Origin of the sequence: Pleomorphomonas diazotrophica, from assembly GCF_002844595.1 — a bacterium.
GTDB classification, from domain to species: Bacteria; Pseudomonadota; Alphaproteobacteria; order Rhizobiales; family Pleomorphomonadaceae; genus Pleomorphomonas; species Pleomorphomonas diazotrophica.
In genome coordinates this window covers 258379-281443 of sequence record NZ_PJNW01000016.1, presented here as the reverse complement: position 1 = coordinate 281443, position 23065 = coordinate 258379, and the positions used below count along the sequence as shown (strand labels likewise).

Genomic DNA, 23065 nt, shown 5'->3' with positions numbered 1-23065 from the left:
CCGAGTGGATTTCAGCATGACGGACAGCTTGCCTTATCGCGTGCGGATGACCGGCATCTCCAAGCGCTACCATCCCATTCAGGTGCTCGACGACGTGTCGCTGACGCTGAAGCCGGGCGAAGTGCTCGGCCTTGTCGGTGACAACGGCGCCGGCAAGTCGACGCTCAGCAAGGTTCTGTCGGGCGCCATCATTCCTGATGCCGGCAGCATAGAGATCGACGGCGAGGTCGTCAGCTTCGCCTCGCCCGCGGACGCTCGCGCCGCCCGTGTCGAGATGGTCTATCAGGACCTCTCCCTCTGCGACACCGTGGACGTCGCCGGCAACCTGTTTCTCGGCCGCGAGCCGCGCCGCCGGATCGCCGGCTTGTCGTTCCTCGACAAGGCGCGCATGCACGCCGAGGCGCGCGCCATGCTCGATCGCCTGGGCATCGTCATCGCCGACACCCGCCTCAAGGTCGAGAACCTCTCGGGCGGCCAGCGGCAATCGATCGCCATCGGCCGCGCCGCCTCCTTCGATCCGCGCGTGCTGATCATGGACGAACCCACGGCCGCCCTGGCCGTCGCTGAAGTTGAAGCGGTGCTCGACCTGATCCGCGCCGTCAGTGCCCGTGGCGTGTCGGTGATCCTGATAACCCATCGCCTGCAGGACCTGTTCCTGGTCTGCGACCGCATCCAGGTCATGTACGAGGGGCGCAACGTCGCCGAACGCCACGTGTCCGAAACCAGCATCGAGGAAGTGGTCAACCTGATCGTCGGGCGCAAGTTCGCCGCCCGTTCGGCCGGAGCGGCCGGCAGCACGGGAGTTCCGGCATGAGCGCCATCAAATCGGAAACCTCCTCGCGCCTCGTCAAGGCGAGTTGGCACGAGAAGGCCGTTGCCCGGGGCGGCGTCGTGTCCATCGCCCTGTTCTTCGCGGTGGTCTGCATCGTCTTCTCGCTGGCGACCGACGCTTTCCTGACCACGCCCAACCTCCTCAACATCGTGCGCCAGTCGGCGCCGCTGCTGATCGTCGCCTCGGCCATGACCTTCGTCATCACCACCGGCGGCATCGACCTTTCGGTCGGGTCGGTGCTGGCGCTGACGGCGACGCTGTCGGCCGTGTTGCTGCAATGGGGCGTACCCTGGCCGATCGTGGTGCTGGCGCTTCTTTGCCTCGGCGCCGCAGTGGGTGCGTTGCAGGGCTTCTTCATCGCCTACGAAGGCATCCCCGCCTTCATCGTCACGCTGGCCGGCCTGTCGGTGATCCGCGGCATCGCGCTTCTGATCACCGGCGGCTATTCCATTCCGGTCGACCCGGCGAGCGGCTTCAACATGATCGGCCGCGCCTGGTTCATCGGCATGCCGGTGCCGGCGCTGATTGCCATCGTCGTGCTGGCCCTCGCCTATACCGCCTTCAATGAGACGACCTTCGGCCGCTACGTCACCGGCGTCGGCGCCAACGCCGAGGCGGTGCGGCGGGCCGGCGTCAACACGCGCCTCGTCACGCTCATGGTCTACGTGCTGACCGGTTCGGCGGCGGCGCTTGCCGGCATCATTCTCGCCTCGCGGCTCGGTTCCGGCTCGTCCAACTCCGGCCAGGGCTTCGAGCTCGATGTCATCGCCGCCGTGGTGCTGGGCGGCACATCCCTGTTCGGCGGTCGTGGCTCGGTGGTGGGCACCATCCTGGGCGCGCTGACCGTGGCGGTGATCGCCAACGGTCTGATCCTCGCCCACCTGTCGCCGTTCCTGACGCCGATCGTCACCGGCTCGATCATTCTCATCGCCATCTGGTTGAACTTCCGTCTGTTCAAGGGCGGGTCGAGGAGTCGCTGATCATGGAACACCTGTTCGCGGGAAAACCGGCCGAACGGGCGCCGATCGGTGTCCAGTCCGGCACGGTGATGACGGTCACCGGGCCTGTCCCGGTCGAAGAGATGGGCGTCACGCTGATGCACGAGCACATCCTGCTCGACGGCGCCAAGGCGTGGCGCTGCCCCTGCGACATCGACGATGAGGGGCGCCGGGTCTCCGAGCAGCCGGTGAACATCGAGATCATCGGCGAGCTCAGAATGAACCCCTATCTCAACCGCGACAACGTGTCGCTCGACGACGCCGACCTCGCCCTGCGCGAGCTGGAGCGCTACCGGCGCTTCGGCGGCAACACGGTGGTGGACGCCACCACCATCGGCATCGGTCGCAATCCCGACGCACTTGCCCGCATAGCCCGCCTCTCCGGCCTCAAGATCGTCATGGGGACCGGCTTCTATCTCGAGTTCAGCCATCCCGACTGGCTGAAAGCCATGGATGTCGAGGCCATCGCCCAGTTCATCGTCGACGACGTCGGCGGCGGCGAAACGCAGCCGCCAGTGATGGCTGGCATCATCGGCGAGATCGGCGTCTCCAAGGACTTCACCGAGGCCGAGCGGCGCTCGCTCAGGGGCGCTGCGCGAGCCTCGGCTCGCACCGGCGTGCCGCTGACCATTCATCTGCCCGGCTGGGAACGGCTCGCCCACGAGGTTCTCGACGTTGTGGAAGAGGAGGGCGCCGACCTCCGCCATACCGTGCTCTGTCACATGAACCCGAGCTGGAACGACACCGCCTACCAGACGTCGCTCGCCGCCCGTGGCGCCTTCATCGAATACGACATGATCGGCATGGATTATTACTACGCCGACCAGGACGCCCAGTCGCCCTCCGACGAGGACAATGCGCGTGGCATCCTGACGCTGGTCGAGAAGGGCTACGCCGACCGCGTCCTGATGTCGCAGGACGTGTTCCTCAAGATGATGCTGACCCGCTACGGCGGTTTCGGCTACGCCCACGTGCTGCGCCATTTCGTGCCGCGCCTCCGGCGTCACGGCCTCGACGAGGCGGTGATCCAGCGCATGCTCACGGACAATCCCAAATCGGTGTTCTCCGCCTGAAGGGCGGTCTCAAGCCATACTGGCGAGGAATGCAAAATGACCAAGAAAATCCTGCTGGCCGGCGAATCGTGGGTTTCCACGGCGACCCACATCAAGGGGTTCGACCAATTTGCCACCGTCACCTATCACACCGGCGCCGACGACCTCCTGAAGGCGCTGAAGGGCGGGCCGTTCGACGTCACCTTCATGCCCTCGCACGAGGCCCAGCGCGACTTCCCGCAGACCATGGACGCGCTCTCGGCCTATGACGCGGTGGTACTCTCCGACATCGGCGCCAACACGCTGCTGCTGCACCCCGATACCTGGATCAAGTCGCAGACGACGCCCAACCGGCTGAAGCTGATCCGCGATTACGTTCAGAGCGGCGGCGGCCTCCTGATGTTCGGCGGTTACTACTCCTTCCAGGGCATCAACGGTGGTGCGCGCTACCGCAAGACGGCCGTCGAGGAGGTGCTGCCGGTTGCCTGCCTGCCCTATGACGACCGCGTCGAGGTGCCGGAGGGGTTTGCCGCCGAGGTGACCGGCAAGCCCGACCATCCGATCCTCAAGGGTATTGGCAAGGATTGGCCGGTGCTCCTCGGCTTCAACGAAGTGGAGGTCAAGCCGGGTGCCGAGGTGCTCGCCACCGTATCGTCCGAGTACGGTTCCTTGCCGCTCTTGGTCACCGGCACCTACGGCAAGGGCCGCACGGTCGCCTGGACGTCAGACGTCGGGCCGCATTGGCTGTCGCCCGATTTCGTCGCCTGGAAGGGTTACAAGACGCTGTTCGAGCAGATGCTGGCCTGGGCGACCGGACGGGACTGAGCGATGGCGCTTCACGTGGTCGGCAACGTCTGCGTCGACGACACCTTCTATGTCGAGCGGCTGCCGCGGCCCGGCGAGACGGTGAACGCCGTCGCGACGGCCCGAGGCGTCGGCGGCAAGGGTGCCAACCAAGCTGTGGCGGCGTCACGTATCGGCGCCGAGGTGGTCTTCCGCGCCGCGCTGGGGGATGATGCCGATGCCATGTTCCTGCGGGCAGCGCTTGGTGCCGAACTGCCGCTCGACGGGCTTGTCATGCTCGATACCCCGACCGACCGGTCGACCATTCTGGTCAACCGAGAGGGCGAGAACGTGGTCGTGACCGCTGCCGCCTCGGCTACCGCTTTCGATCCGACAGGGCAGCTCTCCTGGCCCGGACTGGGTGACCACCTGCTGATGCAGGGCAACCTTCGCGCGGATGTCACCAGGGTTTGCCTCGAAAAGGCGAAAGACGGCGGCGCCATCACCATCCTCAACCCCAGTCCGCTGGATGGTGGGCCGGTGCCGGAGGCCGACGTCATTATCGTCAATGCCGGCGAGGCCGAGGCGATGGCCGGTTGCGCCGATCCGGCCGAGGCGGCCCGCCGGCTGTCGCGGGGCGGTACTGCCTCTGTGGTCGTCACGCTCGGTGCCGACGGCGCCATCTGCCTCGATCGGGGCGCGAAGGATGTAGAACGCATAGCCGCTCCGGCGGTCGCCGCCGTCGATAGCAGCGGGGCTGGCGACGTGTTCGCTGGGGTGTTGAGTGGCTGTCTCACACGCGGAGTCCCGCTCTCCATCGCTACGACCGTCGGTGTCCGGGCGGCGTCCATCGCCGTCACCCGGCGCGGAACGCTCGCCGCCTGTCCGAGCCGCACGGAAATCAATGCCCTGATAACGGGGATATCGAGGGATCTCTCATGACCGAAGCCGCAAAACCGGTCGGCCAGACGGCCGGCGACGCCCTCCAGCATCTGTTCGGCCGGACCAAGGTGGTGATCGGCGTGGTTCATCTGGCGCCATTGCCCGGCGCGCCACGCCATGACGGCGAACCCGTCGAGGACATCTATCAGCGCGGCCTCGCCGACGCGCGGGCCTATCTCGCCGGCGGCTGCGATGGCGTCATCGTCGAGAACCACGGCGACGTCCCGTTCTCCAAGCCCGACGACATCGGTCCCGAGACGGCCACCCACATGGCGGTGGTCGCCGACCGCATCCGCCGCGAACTCGGCCGTCCCATCGGCATCAACGTGCTGGCCAATGCCGCCCTGCCGGCGCTGGCCGTGGCGAGCGCGTCAGGCGCCGGCTTCATCCGCGTCAACCAGTGGGCCAACGCCTATATCGCCAATGAAGGCTTCGTCGAAGGCGAGGCGGCGCGCGCCATGCGCTATCGTGCCCGCCTCAGGGCGAATGGCGTCCGCATCTTCGCCGACGCCCACGTCAAGCACGGCGCCCACGCCATCGTCGCTGACCGGCCTGTCGAGGAACTGGTGCGCGATCTCGCCTTCTTCGACGCCGACGCGGTGATCGCCACCGGCCAGCGGACTGGCCACGCCGCCGACCTCGGCTATATCCGCCTGATCAAGGAAGCGTCGCATCTGCCCACCCTGGTCGGCAGTGGCGTCACCCCGGACAATGCCCGAGACATTCTCGGCATCGTCGACGGCGTCATCGTCGCCAGCGCTCTGAAGCATGACGGCGTCTGGTGGAACATGGTCGATCCCGAGCGCGTCAAGGCCTTCATGGCCGGGCTGCGCCCATGACGCTCGGTCCCGAGATCGACGGCGGTCGCCTGCTCGCCCGGCTCGACGCCTTCGCGGCGATCGGCGCCACGCCGGCCGGCGGCGTCAACCGTCCGGCACTGGGTGCCGAGGACAGGGCGGCGCGGGCGCTGTTGGCCGGTCTCGGCGCGGCGCGCGGCTTCTCGGTCTTTCAGGATGCGGCCGCCAATCTGTTTCTGCGACGGGCCGGCGCCGACAACGATCGGCCGCCCTTCCTGATCGGCAGCCATCTCGACAGCCAGCCGACCGGCGGGCGTTTCGATGGCGCGCTCGGCACGCTGGCGGCGCTGGAAGTGCTGGAAACGCTGGAAGATCATGGGATCGTTACTGCCGGCCCGGTCGAGCTGGTGGCCTGGACCAACGAGGAGGGCAGCCGCTTCTCGCCTGGCGCCTTCGGTTCGCAGGTCTATGCCGCCGGCGCCTTCCCAAGCGGGTGGCAAGACACGGTGGACGGCAACGGCATCCGCCTTGCCGATGAGTTGGCCGCGACGTTTGCGGCTCTGCCTGAAGCGGTCGAGCGTCCGCTTGGTCGTCCTGTTACCGGCTATATCGAACTGCATATCGAGCAGGGCCCGCTGCTTGAGCGCGAGGGCGCGCTGATCGGCGTCGTCGAGGGCATCCAGGGCACACGCTGGCTGGAGGTCACGATCGAAGGACAGGTGGCGCACGCCGGCACGACGCCGCTGGCCGACCGCCGCGACGCCATGGCGGCGGCGGCGGCCGTCATCGCCCGGTTGCAGGCAACGGTCATGCCGGCCGATGCCGATGCGCGCCTCACGGTCGGCCGCCTGATCCTTGCCCCCGGCGCCGTCAACGTCATTCCCGGCGAAGTGACTTTCTCCATCGACCTTCGTCATCCGAGCGGCGATGAGATCGACCGGCTGGAAGCCGAAGTTGGTGCTCTGGCGGCCGAGATTGCCGCGAGCGGCGGTTGCCGGTTGTCGGTGCGCCGCAACATGGATGTGGCGCCGGCCCGCTTCGACGAAAGGCTGGTTGGGATTGTCGAGGGTGTGGCGCGGCGGCGCGGCTTTCCCAGCCGCCGCATGTTCTCCGGCGCCTTCCATGACGCCCTGTTCATGGCACGCCTCGGTCCGGCGGCGATGATCTTTGTCCCCTGTCGGGGTGGTCTCAGCCACAACGAGGCCGAGTTTGTCGAGCCCCATCAGGTCATTGCCGGTGCCCAGGTGTTGTGTGATGCCGTGCTAGAGGCAATGCCGGTCGTTGAGACTCGGCAAATGCCCTAGGCGACCAAGCCGGATAGCTGCCGGTTGATCGGTCGGTTGGGAAACAGCGTCCGCATCGTCTTTTCCGGGTCGAGACCCAGGCTTTCGGCTGCCACCATGGCAATCAGCGCGTCGAGGTCGAGGGTCGGCGCGAGGTCTCGTCCCTCGTAGAGTTGTCCGGGTGCGAGCCCGGGCCAGTCTGAGACGACCCGTCCGCCCTGGACCGCGCCGCCGATCAGCATGGCGGCGGCGGCCGTGCCATGGTCGGTCCCATCGGTACCATTGACCGTTGCGGTGCGGCCAAACTCGGTCGCCACCAGCACCGTCGTTTTCGCCCAGACATCGCCGAGGCCGTCACACAGCGAACCGATCATCTTGTCGAGCCCACCCAGTTGGTTGGCAAGGCGCTGTTTCTGACCGCCGTGGGTGTCCCATCCCGCTGTTTCTATCATGGCGATGCGTGGGCCGTCGGCTCGCCCGAGGAACTCGGCGGCGGTTTTGCCGACGGCCGCCGGATCCTGACGCGCATCCGCCGTCTCGGCGATCCCGCGGGTTTCGACAGCCCTGCTCCAGAGACGATGTAGTTCAGCGTCGCCATCGTAGAGCGTAGTGACCCGTGCAAGGAGATCGTCAGGTGCTTCGGGCAGGTTCGAGGGCGCATAGGAGGTGACCGGTGCCGCACCGCGCAAGGCCAGGGGAATGGTTGGCGCAAAGGCGATGGCTTCCTCACGGCTCTTGGGCAGCAGCGTGGAGAGGCGGTTGAGCCAGCCGTCGCGCACTTGATACGGGCCGACGCCTCCGCTTTCCAGAACATTCTGACCGTCAAAATGCGAGCGCTCGCGATAGGGCGATGCGATCGCGTGGACGAACAGGGACTGCTTCTTTCGATAGAAATCGGCGAGCCGGCCCAGAGAGGGGTGCAAGGCGAACATGCCATCCAGCTTGTGCATGGTGTTCGGATCGATTGCGAGAGAACCACGCAACCTGGCAAGCGAAGGGTCGCCGTGCGGGATGACCGTATCGAGCCCATCGGCGGCGCCGCGTTGGATGATGAAGACGAAGCGGCGATCCGTCTCGACGTTGGCGAAAGCCATGCGCGGCGCAAAGAAGAGTGTGCCTGCACCTAGGGCTGCATTGCGCAGGAAGTCACGACGATGCATCACGCCTCATCTCCTTTGAAATTCTGGCGAAACAAGCAAGAGTGCAATCGCCGTGGCGGGCGATTCCGCACGGGCGATCTCGGTCGCCGTCGTCCGCGATAGGGAAGGGCCAATGAGCGCCTTTGACAGGTCGCGTGCGTCCAGCGTCGGGTCGGCCTTGCGGGCGAGCTGCTGTGCAACCTCCACGCGCCGGATCAGCGCGTCGGGCGCTGCCCAACTGGCGGCCAAATCGTCGTAACCGGCGGGCGACTGGGGACGCCATACCGGCTGGCCGAGCTGCTTTGCCCTTTGCGCCACCTTCGCCGTGCTGGGGTCGGCTCCGATTGCCCGCAGGGCAGAAACGGTCCATTCCCAAGGTGTCTTGAACTTGCGGGGCGATGCGTCCCACGCTTCGGGCGCATCGATCAGTGCCTGATAGAGCGTCGGCAGGTGGCCTTCCGACTTCAAGAACGCCAACTGTAGTCGATCGAGAAGGCTCGGCGGCGGTTCGTCGGACACGAAGTGGCGGGCGAGCTTGGTTGCGATATGGGTTGCGGTCGCCTCGCTATGGGCAATGTCGCGCAACACAGCCTCGGCCTGATCCATTCCCTCCTGGCTGTAGATCTTTCCCAAAACCGCCCTTGGACCTGGTTCGTGAAAGAGCGGCTTGAATCGGAACGCGCCACCCCCTGGTTCGACCGTCTCGTCCGGCCCCATGATCGACCACCCGCTTATGGCCAAGGCAAGCTCCGTCACGTCCGCCTGGCTGTATCCTGTACGAACGCCAAGCGTATGGAGCTCCAGGATTTCCCGGGCCAGATTTTCGTTGATTCCCAGCCTCTTCGACTCGCCACGTCTCGCGGCACGCTTGGCGCGGTCGCTGTTGGGACCGATTGAGCGCACCTGATCGAGGTAGAGCAGCATGGCCGGATGGGTCTCGACCGCCAGAAGCATATCCTCGAAGCGACCCATCACATGCGGCCGGATGGCCTCGCGTTCGAAAGAGCCGGCAAGGGCCGTTACAAGTGGCATGTCCGCCGAAATGGCGAAATGGTTGGCCCAGAAATGGACGAGCCGTTCGGCGAACGGCGTCTGGCTGGTCAGTGCAACTGTCGTTCGAGCCTCGACTTCGCGCCCGTAGAGTTCCCGACCGCGCCGATGCTGCGCTTGTCGGACTTTCAGCCGCTTGACCGGGGACAGGGCGCGCAGCTTGGCCCCGTTTTCCCGGTAGGTCGTGACTATTGTGGCCGATGGAGGGAGTTCGTCCATGGCGGCCGGTGCGGGTTCATAGTCCTTGATCTGGGCGGTCAGCCAGCCGCTCGGATCTTTGGGGTTTCTCTCGCCCAGCCGCGCGCCCAGCCCGAAGCGGTTCAGTGCGACATGGGCGCGCGCGCCATCAGAGGGATTGCTCACGCAAATCTCCGTTGAGTTGAGGATGTGCTTTGAACGGAGAGTGGCGGCCGATCCGTCGGCGGCGTCGCGCTATTTTTTTGTGTCGCCTGGCACCGGATCGCGCGGCAGGATCTGCCCGCGCCGTGAAAGCCCCTGGATGAGGATGGTACGGCTTGCGGGATCAAGACTTTCCGCGAAATCGACGACGGCTTCCTCCACGTGCGCGCGCACCTTGGTGTCGGCGTTGCGGGCGGCTTCCAATGCCGCGTCGATCGTCTTGCGATCAAGCTCCGGCTCGTTCAGCAAGCGGGCAAGTGTGTCGCGCGCATCGCGCGCGGCTTGTGAATCCGGTTGCGCCTCACGTCTGGCTTTCGCCAGTGCCTGTCGAAAAGCTTGCCGCTCGGCCGGCTCCAGCGCCTCGGCAGCCGCCGCGAAGCCCTGTCCCGACTGCCGGGGCGGCTGACGTGCCCCTTGCCAGAAATACGCGCCGGTTGCTGCGCCCAGAATGAACAGGTTCAGCACGATCGATACCGAGAGGGCTATTTTCATCGTGCGTCTACTCATTGGTCATCGCCCAGATCATACGCGCTGTCACCGACGTCGAAGCTCGTGAGGATGGGTTGATCGTCGTCCTCGGCGAAGGATGAAGGCGGAGGCGCGTAGGCGGTCATCAGGAACGCGCCGGTGATCACTCCCGCAAGGCCGGCGCCCACGATGCCAAAGCCTTGGCCGATCGCCATCCACGACAATCCGGGGCGCCGCCGTCGGGCCGACGCGATCACAGCCCCAACCAGGGCGCTTCCCGCCGGCGCAACTTGATAGGCGCCGAGCATGCTGTCCAGGCTGGCTTCCCGCGCGAGCATCGCTTGCATTCCGGGATTGGTCCTCGCAAAGGCCTCGGCAGCGGTTCGCTCGCCTTCTGGCCATCTCTGCGGTGTCGCGCCGTAGGCTTCGACGATCTGGCGGAATCTCTCAGGTGTCATGACCGATCTCCGGCAAGGCTGGCTCGCAAGCTGCGACGGGCTCGCGCCAGGAGGCTTTCAAGGGCCTCGACGCTGATGCCCATGATGGCGGCCGCCTCGACGTTGCTGAGGTCTTGATAATATTGCAGCACGATCGCCTCGCGCTGGCGGTCAGGAAGGGCATCGACCGCTGCCTTGACCGCGTCGCGTTGCTCGTTCGCGGCAATGCCGGCATCTGCGCCAGACGCCGGGTCGGCCCGGTCTGGCAGTTGATCGACGTAGATCTCACGCCGTTTGCGCAAGCGGTCCAGACAGAGATTGAGTGCCACCTTGTGCAGCCACGTATCGAACAGCGCCTCCCCACGTCGCCACTCGCCGGCTCGACGCCAGACGCGTAGGAAGGCCTCCTGTGCCACGTCCTCGGCTTCGGAGCGGTCGCCAAGCAATCGGGCGGCAAGACCAAGTAGACGCGGCAGTTTGCGCGCGACCAAATCGCGGACGGCGCCGTCATCGCCGCCAGCGACGCGCTCAAGCAACGCCTCGTCTGGATCATTGCTGCTCAATGCTCCTGCTTCTCGCTCGTTGGGTCAAATTGTGCCGCTCCCAGACTGTCCTTTCCAACGCCGGAAAGGCCCTCGCGATCCATGACAACTCATGGATCTGCGAATTATCTCTTTAACGGGACTGGAGGACTTATCCGTCGCCGACTGGCGTATGAGTTCCACCTGCTGAGACTTGTAACGCACCGAAAGGATCGGACGCCCTCCGTCACGCACTTGTCATCCGCCGTCGCCATGACACTATGTCGAACGACTGGGAAAGGGCGGTGGGGGATGGCGGACCAGGTTGCCGATTCCAAGAAGGATACGCCACGCGGGAGCGCAGCCGAGGTCTTCCTCGCATTTCTCAAGCTCGGCCTGACGTCCTTCGGCGGCCCCATCGCCCATCTGGGATACTTCCGGGAAGAGCTGGTGGTCCGCCGGCGCTGGCTCGATGATCATGCCTACGCCGACCTCGTGGCGCTCTGCCAGTTCCTGCCTGGCCCGGCCTCCAGTCAGGTCGGCTTCGCCCTGGGCATGATGCGGGCCGGTTGGCCGGGCGCCCTCTCGGCGTTTGTCGCCTTCACCCTACCTTCGGCACTGATCCTGACGATCTTCGCGCTGGCAGCGCCGGCGATCGGTGGGGTCGTGGGGGGCGGCGCCCTGCATGGTCTCAAGATCGTCGCCGTCGCCATCGTGGCACAGGCGGTCTGGGGCATGGCCAAGAACCTCTGCCCGGATCGCGAGCGGTCGGCAATCGCGGTCGCCGCCGTTGCCCTGCTGGCCGCCGCGCCGGGAAGCATCGGCATGCTGGCAGCGATCGGCCTGGGAGCCCTGGCCGGACTGGCCTTGGGGAGAGGGGAAGCCAAACCCACCGGCGGCCACGTCGGTGTAGCAATCTCGCGGCGGATCGCTGTGGGAGCCATCGTTGCCTTTCTTGTTCTGCTGGTCGGTCTGCCGGTTCTCGCCGATCAATCGCAGGCCCTGGCCGTCATCGACCGCTTCTATCGGGCGGGTGCTCTGGTGTTCGGCGGCGGTCATGTCGTGCTGCCGCTTCTGGACGCCGAGGTGGTGCGCACCGGCTGGGTGACGCCCGACGCCTTTCTTGCGGGCTATGGCGCTGCCCAGGCCGTACCCGGCCCGCTCTTCACCTTCGCGGCCTATCTCGGTGCAGTGCTCGGACCCGAGCCGAACGGCGTCCTGGGGGCAGGGCTGGCCCTCTTGTCCCTTTTCCTTCCCGGCTTTCTTGTGTTGGTTGGAGTTCTTCCCTTCTGGGACCAGTTTCGCGTCAAGCCTGTTGCGCAATCCCTGATGCGGGGCGCCAATGCCGCCGTCGTCGGCATTCTGGGCGCTGCTCTCTATTCTCCAGTCTTCACCAGCGCGATCACCGACCTGCGCGACTTCGCCCTGGCCCTCGCCGGTTTTGTGGCCTTGATGGTTTGGAAGGCTCCACCGTGGCTGGTCGTGGCTCTTTCCGCGGCAGGGGGCATGGGGCTGGCGCTGCTCGGCTGAGCAGGGCTTGTACACGGTGAGATGTTTGCGGCGCAATCCTGGGCTGTGAACCTCCCCGCGGTGCGCCACCTGTCAATATTCTCGCAAGCACTTCAAGGAACGTAGCCCAATGGCTGGTTACTTCGACTGGGAAATAAACACGCCATTAACCCCTTCAATCGAAAATATACTCAATGAGTGCCGGCATATAATCGGGACGGGCAGCTATAACGGCCCAATTTTGTTGCACATGCCCAAATAACGGGCTGCGAAGAGATCGGCTGCCACCTACGGGACGGAGCTTGGAAATGTCCATTCGCGGGAAATTGGCGATCGTCGTTGTCATGTTGCTCCTGCCATTGGGACTGATGTCCGGTCTGTTCGTTCTGCAAAGCAAGAAGGACATTGCCTTTGCCGACGCGGAGTTGGCCGGAACAGGTTGGCTTCGCCAAATGTGGCCTTCGGTCATTTCCTGGGCGTCCGCGCCGGACAGCGCCGACGAGACAGCTCTGGGCGCCGCCAAGTCGCTCGCTGCGCCCGACTATCCGGCGTCTGTGCGCGAAGCGGCTGGCCGGCTTTCGCTGTCGGCCAAGAGCCCGGCCGAGGTTGGTGCCTTGTTCCGTGATCTGGCAACGGCGGCGGGCAACGACAGCAACCTGATCCTCGACCCCGATCTCGACAGTTTCTACGTCATGGATACGGTGGTGGTGCGCCTGCCGGACCTTATCACCCGTGCCGCCGAGCTCGGCATGCTGGCGCGCGATCAGTCGAAGCTCGCGGTGCTCGATGATGCCGCCCGCGGCGCCTTCATCGTGCTTCTCGGACAGATCGAAACCGACCTCAGCACCATCAAGGCCTCGGTCGAGGTGGCCAAGAAGAGCAACGCTTCAGGTTCGGTGGCCGCCGCGCTGGACACTCCGACCGCATCCTTTGTCGCCGGCGTCGAAGCCTTCTCCAAAACGGCCAACAAGATTGCAGCCGACCTTCGCGACGACGCCTTGCGAGCGTCTGCCGACATCGCCGGGCTGGCGGCGGCGAACAGGACGCTGGTGACGGCGGCGGACAGCTACTGGCAGAAATCGGCCGATCAGCTCGATGAGCTGCTCAAGCTGCGCGTTTCGGGTTTCTGGACGCGCATGTCCACCATGCTCGGCCTTGCGCTCGGCATTGCCGTTCTGGCCATCGCCGCGGCGGTTCTGCTGTCCCGCTCGATCGTGCACAGCATATCCAGCCTCGATGCGCATATCCGCGAGCTCGGTGATGCCGACATTGCAACGGAGCTCATGGAAGCCAGCCGCTCAGATGAAGTCGGCCAGCTGGCACGCGCCGTCGCCTATTTCCGAGACCGGACCATCGAAAAGCTGAACGAGGCCAACTCCGAGGAGCGGCAGAGGGAGCTTTTGCAGAACAAGCGCGCGGCGCTCGCTGGCGTCGCCGACCGCCTGCGCGTGTCGGTCCACTCGGTGGTCGCCGCGATCAACGGCCTCGCTCAGAACGTCAGCGTGGTGATCGATGCCGTTGCCACCAACGCCTCGACGACGCGCAGCGAACTCGACCAGTCGCTGAACCGGCTCGACCTCACCAACAAGGATATGAACGGCGTCGTCTCGGCGGTCACGGAACTTGCGGCGGCCCTTGCCGAAATATCCAGCCAGACCGCGACTTCGGCCAAGGATGCTGCCACGGCCCGCTCCTACTCGGAAGCCGCCAGGGCGCTTGGGACCAAGCTGTCGCAGGCCTCGGAAAGAATCGGGCAGGTGACGACACTGATTTCGGCCATCGCCCAGCAGACCAACCTCTTGGCCCTCAACGCTACCATCGAGGCGGCGCGGGCCGGCGAAGCCGGCAAGGGCTTTGCCGTGGTGGCCGCCGAAGTCAAGCAGCTAGCCAACCAGACGGCCGGCGCCACCGAGGAGATCACCCGTCAGGTGGAAGATATCCGCGCCGCCGCTCAGGAGGTCGCCCTGTCGCTGGACGAAATCACCGGCTCGATCGAGGCCATATCTTCGTTGAGCACGACCATCGCCGGCGCGGTGGAACAGCAGAGCGCGGCGACCTCGGAAATCAACGGGAGCCTCGATCGGTCCACGGCCGCCAACCAGGATGTGGTCTTCAGCCTCAACTGCCTGCCGACGCTCGCCTCTCAAACCGAACAGGCGGCCGGAAAGCTGGCCGACATGAGCGCCACGCTCGTTGGTCAGGTGCAGAATCTCGAGCACGAGGTCGATGCGCTGGTCAACGATCTCATGGATCAGCGCCGCCATCCCCGCAAACAGACCGACGTAACCCTGACCGTCGATTTCGCCGGCGGCGCCAAGCGCGCTCTTCGCCTGCACGATGTCTCCCGTTCCGGCATGCGCTTTGCCAAGGCCGACGGCATGGAAACCGGCGCGGAATGCCGCGTCCACCACCCTGTTCTGGGCCCGCTGGACGTCAAGGTCGTCTGGAGCGACGACAAGATGGCCGGCGTTCAATTGGTCGGTCGTCTGCTGTCCGATGATGAGGTCGATCAACTGGTTGCGCGCCGGCTCGCTGCGTGAAACGCGCGGGTGAAGCCTGGCCGACGCTTCGACCGGTTCAATAGGATCGGTCAGGTTGGGTTCAGAGGTGCCCGATCGCGTCGACGAGCAGCTTGGCGAACACGCTCCATCCCTCGCCCGTCAGCCAGACGAGCGTGAAGGCACCGACCAGGCCGCCGACGGTTCCCGAAACGACGCCGATGACCACGGCGTGCCAGAAGCCGCCCCAGACCCCGGGCGAGGCAGCGGTGGATGGTGCGATCGCCTTGGTTCGCCTCGGCGGCCGTTCGGAAAGCTGGGCGGCTTCAGGGCCGATCCGATCCATCGGCCCGAGAACCAAGCCGGGCTTTTTCCGGGTGTCGCCCTCAAGGCGCGGCTCGGTCTTGCCATATCCCGAAACATTCTGATCAGACAGATCGTCGGTCAGGTCGAGGAGCGGGCCGAGGTCCGGCTCGATGTCACGCGCATGCTGGTTCATCGTATCGCCCTTGTCATTGTCAGTAAGGTCGATACGAGGCGTTTACGGCATTTCTGCGAGCCCGTGATCTCCCGCCACGAGCGGACCACCGCTCAACGCTATCCTCGGCGTCCGAGGTAGAGAGTGTCTGCTTCTGCATTTTTGTATCCGGTGTGGAATAGAATACGCCGATCTTAGTAACGTTTCGGATCGAATACTGATTTCATCGTATAGGGAACTATACTCTTGATGATCGGCTGACGATGTGAAAGCCTCTCGAAGTGTTCAAGCGAATGGCTCGCCGATAAAAGCCTGATGGCCCGAAAACATGACAATAAAAATCTTAATATTCGGGGCGACATGAAGGTGGCGTGATGGGGACGTTTCCTCGCTAACCTGCAGAACTGGTTGAGGTCGATGCGTTCGCTTGGCAACTAAATCGATTGAATAAAAACAAAGCTGCACGGACGAGAAAGATGACTGACGACACAGCAGTGGATGACGTTGAGATCGAAGAGGCGCCGGAGGACGAAATCATCGTCCTGGCTCAGAAGTGGAAGAAAAAGCGCGGCAGCCTGATCATGGCCCTGCATGAGCTGCAGGGCCGACTTGGCTATGTTCCGCGTGAATCCGCCATGAAGCTCGGCCGCGAGATGGGGGTGCCGCTGGCCAACATCTACGAGGTGCTGACCTTCTACAATTACTTCAAGCTGGAAAGTCCCGGCAAATACATCATCTCGGTCTGCACGGGAACGGCCTGCCACATCAAGGGTTCGCCAAAGCTGCTGCATGGCATCGAGGACGAGCTCGGGATCAAGGAAGGCGAGAGCACGCCTGACGGCGAGTATCACCTTCAAGGGGTGCGCTGCCTCGGCTGCTGCGGTCTGGCGCCGCTCGCCTCGGTCAACGGCAAGGTTTACGGCAAGCAGGACGTTACCAATGCCCACGGGCTGCTCGAACAGGTCAAGCAAGACCAGCCGATGCACGTTGCCGCCGAGGCCACCGACGCCGAATAGGCCGCAGAAAACCAACAATTCCAGACATGAAGTAGAGCAATCATGAAGCCGGAAGAGCTTGAAGTGAAAGCTGCGGCCGAGCTCGCCAAGCAGCAGGCAATGGACGTGCGCCTGGTGTGCTGTTCGAGTACGGGCTGTCAATCATCTGGCGCGGCGGACATCGTCGCGCGTATCAAATCCGATCTTGCCGAGATGGGGCTGGACGGCAAGGTCCAGGTTGGCGGCACGGGTTGCATGGGCCTTTGCAGCAAGGGGCCGCTCGTTCGCATGACCTCCAAGGTGCATGAGGACACCTTGTTCAGCGAGATGACACCCGATCTTGCCTCGCGTCTTGTCACCGAGGTGGTCGCGCCGATCGCCAGAGGCGAAAAGGTTGCCGATCCCGTGGGACCGCTCGGTGCGCATGTCATGGATCTCCATGCTGCCTTCTTTGCCATGCAGGAGCGCGTCGTTCTCTCCAACAACGGTCATGCCGATCCGGAAAAGCTGGCCGACTATCTCGTGCACGGCGGCTATCAGGGCCTCAGGAAGGCCCTGACCATGTCGGCCGAGGAGATCTGTCAGGAGATGCTGGCCTCCGGCCTGCGTGGGCGCGGTGGTGCCGGCTATCCGACGGGGCTCAAGTGGGATTTCGCCCGCCGTGTGGAATCCGACGTCAAATACGTCATCTGCAACGGTGACGAGGGAGATCCCGGTGCCTTCATGGACCGCTCGGTTCTCGAAGGCGATCCGCATGCGGTGATCGAGGGCATGATGATCGCGGCTCGGGCCATGAACGCCACCAATGGCGTCTTCTACATCCGCGCCGAATATCCGCTCGCCGTCGATCGTGTCGAGAAAGCCATCCGTCAGGCACGCCAGGCCGGTCTCGTCGGTCGCAACATCCTGAACTCCGGCTGGAGCTTCGACTTCGACGTCCGCCTGGGCGCCGGTGCTTTCGTCTGCGGCGAGGAGACCGCGCTGATCGCCTCGGTCGAGGGCAAGCGCGGCACGCCGCGTCCGCGACCGCCGTTCCCCTCGGTCAAGGGTCTCTGGAACAAGCCGAGCTGCGTCAACAACGTCGAGACGCTGGCCAATGTGCCGCGCATCCTGCTGAAGGGTGCCGACTGGTTCGCCGCCAAGGGAACCGAAAAATCCAAGGGTACCAAGGTGTTCGCCCTGACGGGCAAGATCGCCCACAACGGCCTCGTCGAGGTCCCTATGGGCATCACCATCCGCGAGATCGTCGAGACGATCGGTGGCGGCACCGGCACGGATCGCAAGGTGAAGGCGGTGCAGACCGGCGGCCCGTCGGGCGGCATGATCCCCGAGAGCCAGTTCGACACGCCGATTTCCTACGAGCACCTGCAACAGCTCGGGTCGATGATGGGCTCGGGTGGTCTCATCGTCATCGACGATCAGGACAGCGTCGTCGAGCTTGCCCGTTTCTATCTCGACTTCTGCGTCGACGAATCCTGCGGCAAGTGCGCGCCCTGCCGCATCGGCGGCACGCAGATGCTGGGCCTTCTCGACAAGATCGTCGCCGGCGAGGGCACTGAGGAGGACATCGCGAACATCAGGATGATCGCGCAGGCCATGCAGAAAGGCTCGCTTTGCGCGCTTGGCCAGACCGCGCCCAACCCGGTGCTGTCGGCGCTCAAGCACTTCGGGTCGGAGTTCACCGAACGCCTCAAGAAGCCCGTGGCCGCCGAAGCCTGATTTTCCGAGATCGAGAAGTGATCGAAATGACCAATATGATCAACGCTACGATTAACGGCGTGCCCGTGGAGGTCGCTCCGGGAACCACCATCCTGGACGCGGCGCGCAAGGTGCACGTGAAGATTCCGACGCTCTGCAAGCATCCGGACCTTGAGGCGACCGGCGCCTGCGGCATTTGCATCGTTAAGGTGAAAAACACCGGCAAAATGCTGCGGTCCTGCTGCACGCCGATCGACGAGGGCATGGATATCCTGACCGAGACGCCGGAAATCGTCGAGGTGCGGCGCGGTGTTCTCGAACTGACGCTGTCAAGGCATCCCAACGAATGCCTGACCTGCCTGCGTAACCAGAACTGCGAGCTGCAGGCGCTCGCCGCCGACTTCGGCATGACCGGCTCCGACCTGCCGAACGTTGTTCCCGATCTGCCCCTCGACACCTCCACCAGGAGCATCGTGCTCGACCCGCGCAAATGCGTGTTGTGCGGTCGCTGCATCACCGTCTGCCAGCAGCATCAGAACGTCTGGGCACTGAGCTTCCTCAATCGCGGCTTCAAGACCCGCATTGCGGCGGCCGGCGACATTCCGCTCGCGGATTCGCCTTGCGTCCGCTGCGGCCAGTGTTCGGCCCATTGTCCGACCGGCGCCATCGTCGAGTATGACGAGACCGTCGACGTCTGGAACAAGCTGCAGGATCCGGACGCTTATTGCGTGGTTCAGATCGCGCCCGCCGTGCGTGTTGCCGTCGGCGAAGCCTTTGGTTTCCCGATCGGCGCCAACCTCACCGGCAAGATCTACGCCTCGCTGCGGCGGATGGGCTTCAAGGCGGTGTTCGACACCAACTTCGGCGCCGACCTGACGATCATCGAGGAAGCCTCCGAGTTCAAGAGTCGCCTTCTCGACGGAACCGGCGCGCTGCCGCTGATCACCAGTTGCTGCCCGGGCTGGGTCGACTTCATGGAAAAGTTCCATGGCGACATGATCGACCATTTCTCGAGCTGCAAGTCGCCGCACGAGATGGTCGGCGCCCTGTCGAAGACTTATTACGCACACAAGATGGGGATCGATCCGGCCAAGGTCTTCGTGGTTTCGGTCATGCCCTGCACGGCCAAGAAGTCCGAGATCATCCGTTCCAAGGAGATGAGCTCTTCGGGCTATCAGGACGTGGATGTGTCGCTGACCACGCGAGAGTTTGCGCGCATGATCAAGCAATCCGGCATCGACTTCGTCTCAATCCCCGAAGAGCAGCCGGACCACATGCTGGGCGCTTACACAGGTGCCGGCACCATCTTCGGTGCCACCGGTGGCGTCATGGAAGCGGCGCTTCGCACGGCCCATTACTACGTCACCGGCCACGACGCGCCGCGTGTCGATTTCGAGATGACCCGCGGCCTCGAAGGCGTCAAGGAGGGCAGGCTTACCGTTGCCGGCAAGGAAATCCGCGTGGCCGTCGCCCATGGGCTCGCCAATGTCGAAGAGGTGCTGGAAAAGGTGCGTGCCGCTCGTGAAGCCGGTGAGGAGGTGCCCTATCACTTCATCGAGGTGATGGCCTGCGCCGGTGGCTGCGTCGGTGGTGGCGGGCAGCCTTACGGGGCGACCAACGAGCTGCGCTCCAAGCGAGCCGCCGGCCTCTATCAGGAGGATCAGGCCGGTCTCTGGCGCTGCTCGCACCACAACCCGTACATCAAGCAGCTCTACGCCGACTTCCTTGGCGAGATCGGCGGTCACGAGGCGCACGAACTGCTGCACACCAGCTACCAGGTGCTGCCGGAGTACAAGCGCTGAGTTGGGCTATAGCATTGTGCGGAAAAGTGGGAACCGGTTTTCCGAAAAAACAATGCGAAAACAATAAACTAGAGCATGCCGGCGAACCAGGGTTTGCCGGCATGCTCTAGGGATTGGATCGGGCCTCTGCGGTGTCTGTCGCAGCGGCCTTTTACTTTTATCTCCCGACGCCCGAAAAGATCACGGCGATCCGCTTGCCAGCCCCGGGTTGGGCGATGACGCCGGCGAGGCCGGCGGTGCCGGTCGGCGAGGCCGCAATGTCGGTGTATTCTCGGCCGGCTTCGTAGGCCGCCGCGACCTGTGCCTCGTCGACGACGACGGTTGAGCCGCCGCTCGCGCGCATGCCCTCGGCGATCGCCCACCAATCGTAGGTCTCGTCGTCGAGAATGCCGTGGGCAAGGCTCGTCGGCGGCGTCTCCCACGGCCACATGAACTGCGAACGCCTCCTCGCCGCGGCCTGCAAATCGGTATCTCCGAGGCGGTTCCAGGCGCGCGCCAGCGGCGCGCAGCCTGTCGTCTGCACCGCAATCAGCTTGGGAAGCCGGGGCAGCAACCCATTTGTACGGGCAAGCGCGAAACCTTGGGCGAGGGCGCTCGCCAGCGCTCCGCCGCCCACCTGCACGAACAGTGCATCCGGCACCGTGCCGATGCGGCTGAATTCTTCGGCCATCTCGAAAGCGAGCGTCCGGCCGCCTTCGATCGCTAGGCCGTTGTCTGTGCCTTGAACGCCGAAGGGAATGGCGCCGGCGGCAACCGCCTCGCGGAAGCGGAGATAGCAGGGGTCGCCGGCCTCGCCGGGTCGCCGGTCGCAGACGGTGATTTCTGCGCCGAGTTCCTTGAGCCTCGACTTTACGGATCCATCGGCGTCGGGCGGGATGAACACGTCGAGCGGCCAGTCGGCGGCCCGCGCCACGACGGCGGCGGCGAGCGCGGCGTTGCCGCAGGAGGCAATCGCCAGGCGCCGCGTCCGGAGTCCCTCGCCGGCCGGCAAACCGGCCGCCTCAAGGATACGCAGGTAGAGCATGACTCCCATCAGATGGCGCGCCTTGTGGGAGCCCGATACGTTACCGGTCTCGTCCTTGACGAGGAGCGATCCGGAAAGGCCGAGCGCCTTGGCGAGCGGACGTTGTTCGGCCATGGGCGTAACGCGGAAACCGCGTCCGTCGATGGCCGTCAGAGCCTGGTCGAGCTCTCCGACGAGATCGACCCAGGCCGCATCCGGCAACCCCGAGGACCGTGCTAGCCGGTAGGGCGAAAGCCATGCGCGGTAGCGCAGGAAGGGATCGGTTTCGCTGCCGATCGACGGCGATGTCGCCTCGGTATCGGCCACGAGAACATGGTCGATATCGTCGTCTGCCCTGGCGTTCGGGCAACCAAACGCCAGCCGAACGCCGGCATCGACCTCGGCGCCACAGCCGTGGCAGCGAAACCTCACCATCGTCTAGAGACCCAGCTTCTTGGCGGCACCACTCTTGGCATTGACGGCACCGATCATTTCGTCCCAGGCCGGCACGAGATCGAGGAGGCCGTCCCAATAGGACTGCTTGGCGCGGGCCTTGAACTCGTCGACGGTGACGCCCTGCTGCTCCACCCAGGTGAAATAGCCGAGATTGAACACCCGCTTGCGATCGACATGGGTCATCTCAAGGAGATCGCTGGTCGACGCCGCCGCCAGCGAACGGCCCCAGGTCTCGCCGGCCGCCACCGCGTCGAAGCGGTTGCCGAAGTCGCGCTTGACCACCTTGTCGATCTCGCTGCCGTACATGGCGGCACCATCGGTGGCCAGCGTGACGATGACGTCGTCCGGCCCCATGTCGTAATACTTGGCGGCCTTGATCGCCGCCAGCAGGTTGCAGATCGATGACAGGCCGAGATTGCTGAGGTCTGCGACCAGCTTCGGATCGATGCCGCGCCGTTCGATCAGATAGTTGCGGCCGACTTCGGTGTTGAACAGCACGATCAGGCGATCGGTGTCGCTGTCGCTGACGCCTGCCACCATGTCGGTGTTCATGACGTTGTGGATGTAGGGCACGTGCTTGTCGCCGATGCCCTGGATGTTGTGCTCACCGAAGCCGTTCTCGAGCAGCGTCGGGCACTCTGTCGCCTCCACGACGACGATCTTGGTGCCATGGTGCTCCTTGAGGTGGTCGCCGGCCGCCAGCGTGCCGCTCGACCCAGATGCCGACACGAAGGCGGCGAGCTTGGAACCGGGACGATCCCTAGTGATCGCCTTGAACAGCGTCTCCAGCGCCGCGCCGGTGCAGGTGCGGTGAACGAGATAGTTTCCGAACTCGCAGAACTGGTTGAAGATGATGTTGTCGGCGTCGCTGTCGAGACGGGCGCACTCGTCGTAGATTTCCTTGACGTTGCTCTCCGAGCCGGGTGTCTTGATGACGTCGCTGGCATCCACCACCCACTTGTCGAGCCAGTCGAAGCGCTCGCGGCTCATGTTTTCCGGCAGCACGGCCACGCCGTGGCAGCCGAGAATGCGCGAGATGGCGACGCCGCCGCGGCAGTAGTTGCCGGTGGACGGCCAGACGGCCTTGTGATGGCCAGGGTCGAACTGCCCGGTGACGAGACGCGGCACGAGGCAGCCATAGGCGGCGAGCACCTTGTGGGCGCGGATCATCGGGAAGCGGTTGCCGAGCGCGATGACGATGCGCGCCTTGACGCCGGTGAGCTCACTCGGCAGCTCGATATGGACGGGCACGTCGGTCAACCCGCTGCGGGCCGCGTCGTTGAACCAGTGGACACGGAAGAGATTGAGGGGATCGGCGACATCCGGGTCGACGCCGGCGAGGCGCTTGCGCACACCATCGGCGATCGTCTTGGGGTTGGCGAGTTGTCCCAGCGTGGGCAGCAGAACGCCTTCCTGTCCGAGACGGGCGATGGTCCGGTCGAGAACCGCTTGATCGACGACATTCCGCTCCAAACCTAGCCGCGCCATATTCGATATCCCCTCGCTCGTTTCCTGGTCCGCCATGCGTTTCGCAATCGATGCGCCGGCAGGCGACAAACCGTAACCCATCGCCGACCAACATGACGCAGTTCGGCAAGCCACGACATGATGTGCCGCAAGTGGTCCCACGGGAAGGTAGGGAGAGCTCTGATTCCACCTGTCTGGCGCAGACGGCGTCCGTGTCTGCGGATCGGAGTGGGCAAAAAGACACGGACGCGAGGATAGCGCTTGTTTCCGTCGGTGCCTGCCGACAGGCAGTTGCCGCCTTCCGGCCTTGATGATAATTGCCATCTATGCATCAAGAGTCGGGGAGACGCCCGACACCAACCTGCTCCCGAGCAAGGTGGTGCCCTTCGCAAGAGGGGGATGTGGCCGACCGGCAACCAACGGGATCCCAGCCACGCGTCGCTCCGCTTTCCGAGGAA

The 23065-nt window shown here is 64.7% G+C and carries 20 protein-coding genes and 1 riboswitch; of the genes, 12 read left to right on the top strand and 8 right to left on the bottom strand.

Annotated features, from left to right (window positions below; translation table 11 throughout):
• Positions 1-16 precede the first annotated feature (16 nt).
• From CXZ10_RS19025 to CXZ10_RS18995, 7 genes are read left to right on the top strand one after another with little or no spacing between them, the layout of a single operon-like run.
• Positions 17-814, top strand: coding sequence for an ATP-binding cassette domain-containing protein (locus CXZ10_RS19025; RefSeq protein WP_101290933.1), 798 nt, complete (start codon positions 17-19; stop codon positions 812-814).
• A complete protein-coding gene (locus CXZ10_RS19020) occupies positions 811-1812 on the top strand; it encodes an ABC transporter permease (RefSeq protein WP_101290932.1) in 1002 nt (333 codons plus the stop codon). The genes CXZ10_RS19025 and CXZ10_RS19020 overlap by 4 nt, the downstream gene beginning before the upstream one ends.
• Positions 1813-1814: 2 nt before the next feature.
• On the top strand, positions 1815-2903 hold the full coding sequence (locus tag CXZ10_RS19015; RefSeq protein WP_101290931.1) for a phosphotriesterase family protein: 1089 nt from the start codon (positions 1815-1817) through the stop codon (positions 2901-2903).
• Positions 2904-2939: 36 nt separating this feature from the next.
• Entirely contained in the window at positions 2940-3707 is a 768-nt protein-coding gene (locus tag CXZ10_RS19010; RefSeq protein ID WP_101290930.1) for a glutamine amidotransferase, read from the top strand.
• 3 nt (positions 3708-3710) lie between these two features.
• Positions 3711-4607, top strand: a complete 897-nt coding sequence (locus tag CXZ10_RS19005; RefSeq protein ID WP_101290929.1) for a PfkB family carbohydrate kinase — start codon at positions 3711-3713, stop codon at positions 4605-4607.
• On the top strand, positions 4604-5446 hold the full coding sequence (locus tag CXZ10_RS19000) for a BtpA/SgcQ family protein (protein ID WP_101290928.1): 843 nt from the start codon (positions 4604-4606) through the stop codon (positions 5444-5446). Before CXZ10_RS19005 ends, CXZ10_RS19000 begins: the two co-directional genes overlap by 4 nt.
• Positions 5443-6708, top strand: a complete 1266-nt coding sequence (locus tag CXZ10_RS18995; RefSeq protein ID WP_101290927.1) for a Zn-dependent hydrolase — start codon at positions 5443-5445, stop codon at positions 6706-6708. Before CXZ10_RS19000 ends, CXZ10_RS18995 begins: the two co-directional genes overlap by 4 nt.
• On the opposite strand, the gene CXZ10_RS18990 is transcribed toward CXZ10_RS18995, so the two are convergent.
• The 5 genes from CXZ10_RS18990 to CXZ10_RS18970 form a co-directional block, all read right to left on the bottom strand.
• On the bottom strand, positions 6705-7847 hold the full coding sequence (locus tag CXZ10_RS18990; protein ID WP_101290926.1) for a DUF1501 domain-containing protein: 1143 nt from the start codon (positions 7845-7847) through the stop codon (positions 6705-6707). The two genes, CXZ10_RS18995 and CXZ10_RS18990, sit on opposite strands and share 4 nt — an antisense overlap.
• A 6-nt stretch (positions 7848-7853) precedes the next feature.
• A complete protein-coding gene (locus tag CXZ10_RS18985) occupies positions 7854-9239 on the bottom strand; it encodes a DUF1800 domain-containing protein (protein ID WP_101290925.1) in 1386 nt (461 codons plus the stop codon).
• Between the two features lie 69 nt (positions 9240-9308).
• On the bottom strand, positions 9309-9782 hold the full coding sequence (locus CXZ10_RS18980; protein WP_101290924.1) for a periplasmic heavy metal sensor: 474 nt from the start codon (positions 9780-9782) through the stop codon (positions 9309-9311).
• Entirely contained in the window at positions 9779-10201 is a 423-nt protein-coding gene (locus CXZ10_RS18975) for a hypothetical protein (protein ID WP_101290923.1), read from the bottom strand. The genes CXZ10_RS18980 and CXZ10_RS18975 overlap by 4 nt, the downstream gene beginning before the upstream one ends.
• Positions 10198-10743: an RNA polymerase sigma factor gene (locus CXZ10_RS18970; RefSeq protein WP_101290922.1), complete on the bottom strand. Its 546-nt coding sequence runs from the start codon at positions 10741-10743 to the stop codon at positions 10198-10200. Before CXZ10_RS18970 ends, CXZ10_RS18975 begins: the two co-directional genes overlap by 4 nt.
• Before the next feature lie 270 nt (positions 10744-11013).
• Here CXZ10_RS18970 and chrA point away from each other — a divergent pair, with 270 nt between their 5' ends.
• Both chrA and CXZ10_RS18960 read left to right on the top strand, forming a co-directional pair.
• A complete protein-coding gene (chrA, locus tag CXZ10_RS18965) occupies positions 11014-12231 on the top strand; it encodes a chromate efflux transporter (RefSeq protein WP_101290921.1) in 1218 nt (405 codons plus the stop codon).
• Between the two features lie 287 nt (positions 12232-12518).
• Positions 12519-14750, top strand: coding sequence for a methyl-accepting chemotaxis protein (locus CXZ10_RS18960; RefSeq protein WP_101290920.1), 2232 nt, complete (start codon positions 12519-12521; stop codon positions 14748-14750).
• 61 nt (positions 14751-14811) lie between these two features.
• Here the strand turns inward: CXZ10_RS18960 and CXZ10_RS18955 are convergent, their stop codons facing one another.
• Positions 14812-15207: a hypothetical protein gene (locus CXZ10_RS18955; protein WP_101290919.1), complete on the bottom strand. Its 396-nt coding sequence runs from the start codon at positions 15205-15207 to the stop codon at positions 14812-14814.
• Positions 15208-15662: 455 nt separating this feature from the next.
• Here CXZ10_RS18955 and CXZ10_RS18950 point away from each other — a divergent pair, with 455 nt between their 5' ends.
• The 3 genes from CXZ10_RS18950 to CXZ10_RS18940 are packed head-to-tail and all read left to right on the top strand — an operon-like array spanning position 15663 to position 19681.
• Entirely contained in the window at positions 15663-16202 is a 540-nt protein-coding gene (locus CXZ10_RS18950) for an NADH-quinone oxidoreductase subunit NuoE family protein (protein WP_101290918.1), read from the top strand.
• A gap of 42 nt (positions 16203-16244) precedes the next feature.
• On the top strand, positions 16245-17900 hold the full coding sequence (locus CXZ10_RS18945; protein WP_101290917.1) for a NuoF family protein: 1656 nt from the start codon (positions 16245-16247) through the stop codon (positions 17898-17900).
• A 26-nt stretch (positions 17901-17926) separates the two neighbouring features.
• Positions 17927-19681, top strand: a complete 1755-nt coding sequence (locus CXZ10_RS18940) for an NADH-dependent [FeFe] hydrogenase, group A6 (RefSeq protein WP_210199967.1) — start codon at positions 17927-17929, stop codon at positions 19679-19681.
• A 157-nt stretch (positions 19682-19838) separates the two neighbouring features.
• Here CXZ10_RS18940 and CXZ10_RS18935 read toward each other — a convergent pair whose 3' ends face one another.
• Both CXZ10_RS18935 and CXZ10_RS18930 read right to left on the bottom strand, forming a co-directional pair.
• Positions 19839-21119 carry a PLP-dependent lyase/thiolase gene (locus CXZ10_RS18935; RefSeq protein WP_101290916.1) on the bottom strand — a complete coding sequence of 427 codons (1281 nt, stop codon included), beginning with the start codon at positions 21117-21119 and terminating at the stop codon, positions 19839-19841.
• A 3-nt stretch (positions 21120-21122) separates the two neighbouring features.
• Complete coding sequence (locus CXZ10_RS18930; protein WP_101290915.1) at positions 21123-22628, bottom strand: pyridoxal-phosphate dependent enzyme; 1506 nt, start codon at positions 22626-22628, stop codon at positions 21123-21125.
• Between the two features lie 302 nt (positions 22629-22930).
• Positions 22931-23037: riboswitch (SAM-I-IV-variant riboswitch) on the top strand.
• Positions 23038-23065 lie beyond the last annotated feature (28 nt).

Excerpts from the sequence above, each read along its gene's own strand:
- CXZ10_RS19025 (WP_101290933.1), top strand. The coding sequence starts at position 17 with ATGACGGACAGCTTGCCTTATCGCGTGCGGATGACCGGCATCTCCAAG.
- CXZ10_RS19020 (WP_101290932.1), top strand. The coding sequence starts at position 811 with ATGAGCGCCATCAAATCGGAAACCTCCTCGCGCCTCGTCAAGGCGAGT.
- CXZ10_RS19015 (WP_101290931.1), top strand. The coding sequence starts at position 1,815 with ATGGAACACCTGTTCGCGGGAAAACCGGCCGAACGGGCGCCGATCGGT.
- CXZ10_RS19010 (WP_101290930.1), top strand. The coding sequence starts at position 2,940 with ATGACCAAGAAAATCCTGCTGGCCGGCGAATCGTGGGTTTCCACGGCG.
- CXZ10_RS19005 (WP_101290929.1), top strand. The coding sequence starts at position 3,711 with ATGGCGCTTCACGTGGTCGGCAACGTCTGCGTCGACGACACCTTCTAT.
- CXZ10_RS19000 (WP_101290928.1), top strand. The coding sequence starts at position 4,604 with ATGACCGAAGCCGCAAAACCGGTCGGCCAGACGGCCGGCGACGCCCTC.
- CXZ10_RS18995 (WP_101290927.1), top strand. The coding sequence starts at position 5,443 with ATGACGCTCGGTCCCGAGATCGACGGCGGTCGCCTGCTCGCCCGGCTC.
- CXZ10_RS18990 (WP_101290926.1), bottom strand. The coding sequence starts at position 7,847 with ATGCATCGTCGTGACTTCCTGCGCAATGCAGCCCTAGGTGCAGGCACA.
- CXZ10_RS18980 (WP_101290924.1), bottom strand. The coding sequence starts at position 9,782 with ATGAGTAGACGCACGATGAAAATAGCCCTCTCGGTATCGATCGTGCTG.
- CXZ10_RS18975 (WP_101290923.1), bottom strand. The coding sequence starts at position 10,201 with ATGACACCTGAGAGATTCCGCCAGATCGTCGAAGCCTACGGCGCGACA.
- chrA (WP_101290921.1), top strand. The coding sequence starts at position 11,014 with ATGGCGGACCAGGTTGCCGATTCCAAGAAGGATACGCCACGCGGGAGC.
- CXZ10_RS18960 (WP_101290920.1), top strand. The coding sequence starts at position 12,519 with ATGTCCATTCGCGGGAAATTGGCGATCGTCGTTGTCATGTTGCTCCTG.
- CXZ10_RS18955 (WP_101290919.1), bottom strand. The coding sequence starts at position 15,207 with ATGAACCAGCATGCGCGTGACATCGAGCCGGACCTCGGCCCGCTCCTC.
- CXZ10_RS18950 (WP_101290918.1), top strand. The coding sequence starts at position 15,663 with ATGACTGACGACACAGCAGTGGATGACGTTGAGATCGAAGAGGCGCCG.
- CXZ10_RS18945 (WP_101290917.1), top strand. The coding sequence starts at position 16,245 with ATGAAGCCGGAAGAGCTTGAAGTGAAAGCTGCGGCCGAGCTCGCCAAG.
- CXZ10_RS18940 (WP_210199967.1), top strand. The coding sequence starts at position 17,927 with ATGACCAATATGATCAACGCTACGATTAACGGCGTGCCCGTGGAGGTC.
- CXZ10_RS18935 (WP_101290916.1), bottom strand. The coding sequence starts at position 21,119 with ATGGTGAGGTTTCGCTGCCACGGCTGTGGCGCCGAGGTCGATGCCGGC.
- CXZ10_RS18930 (WP_101290915.1), bottom strand. The coding sequence starts at position 22,628 with ATGGCGCGGCTAGGTTTGGAGCGGAATGTCGTCGATCAAGCGGTTCTC.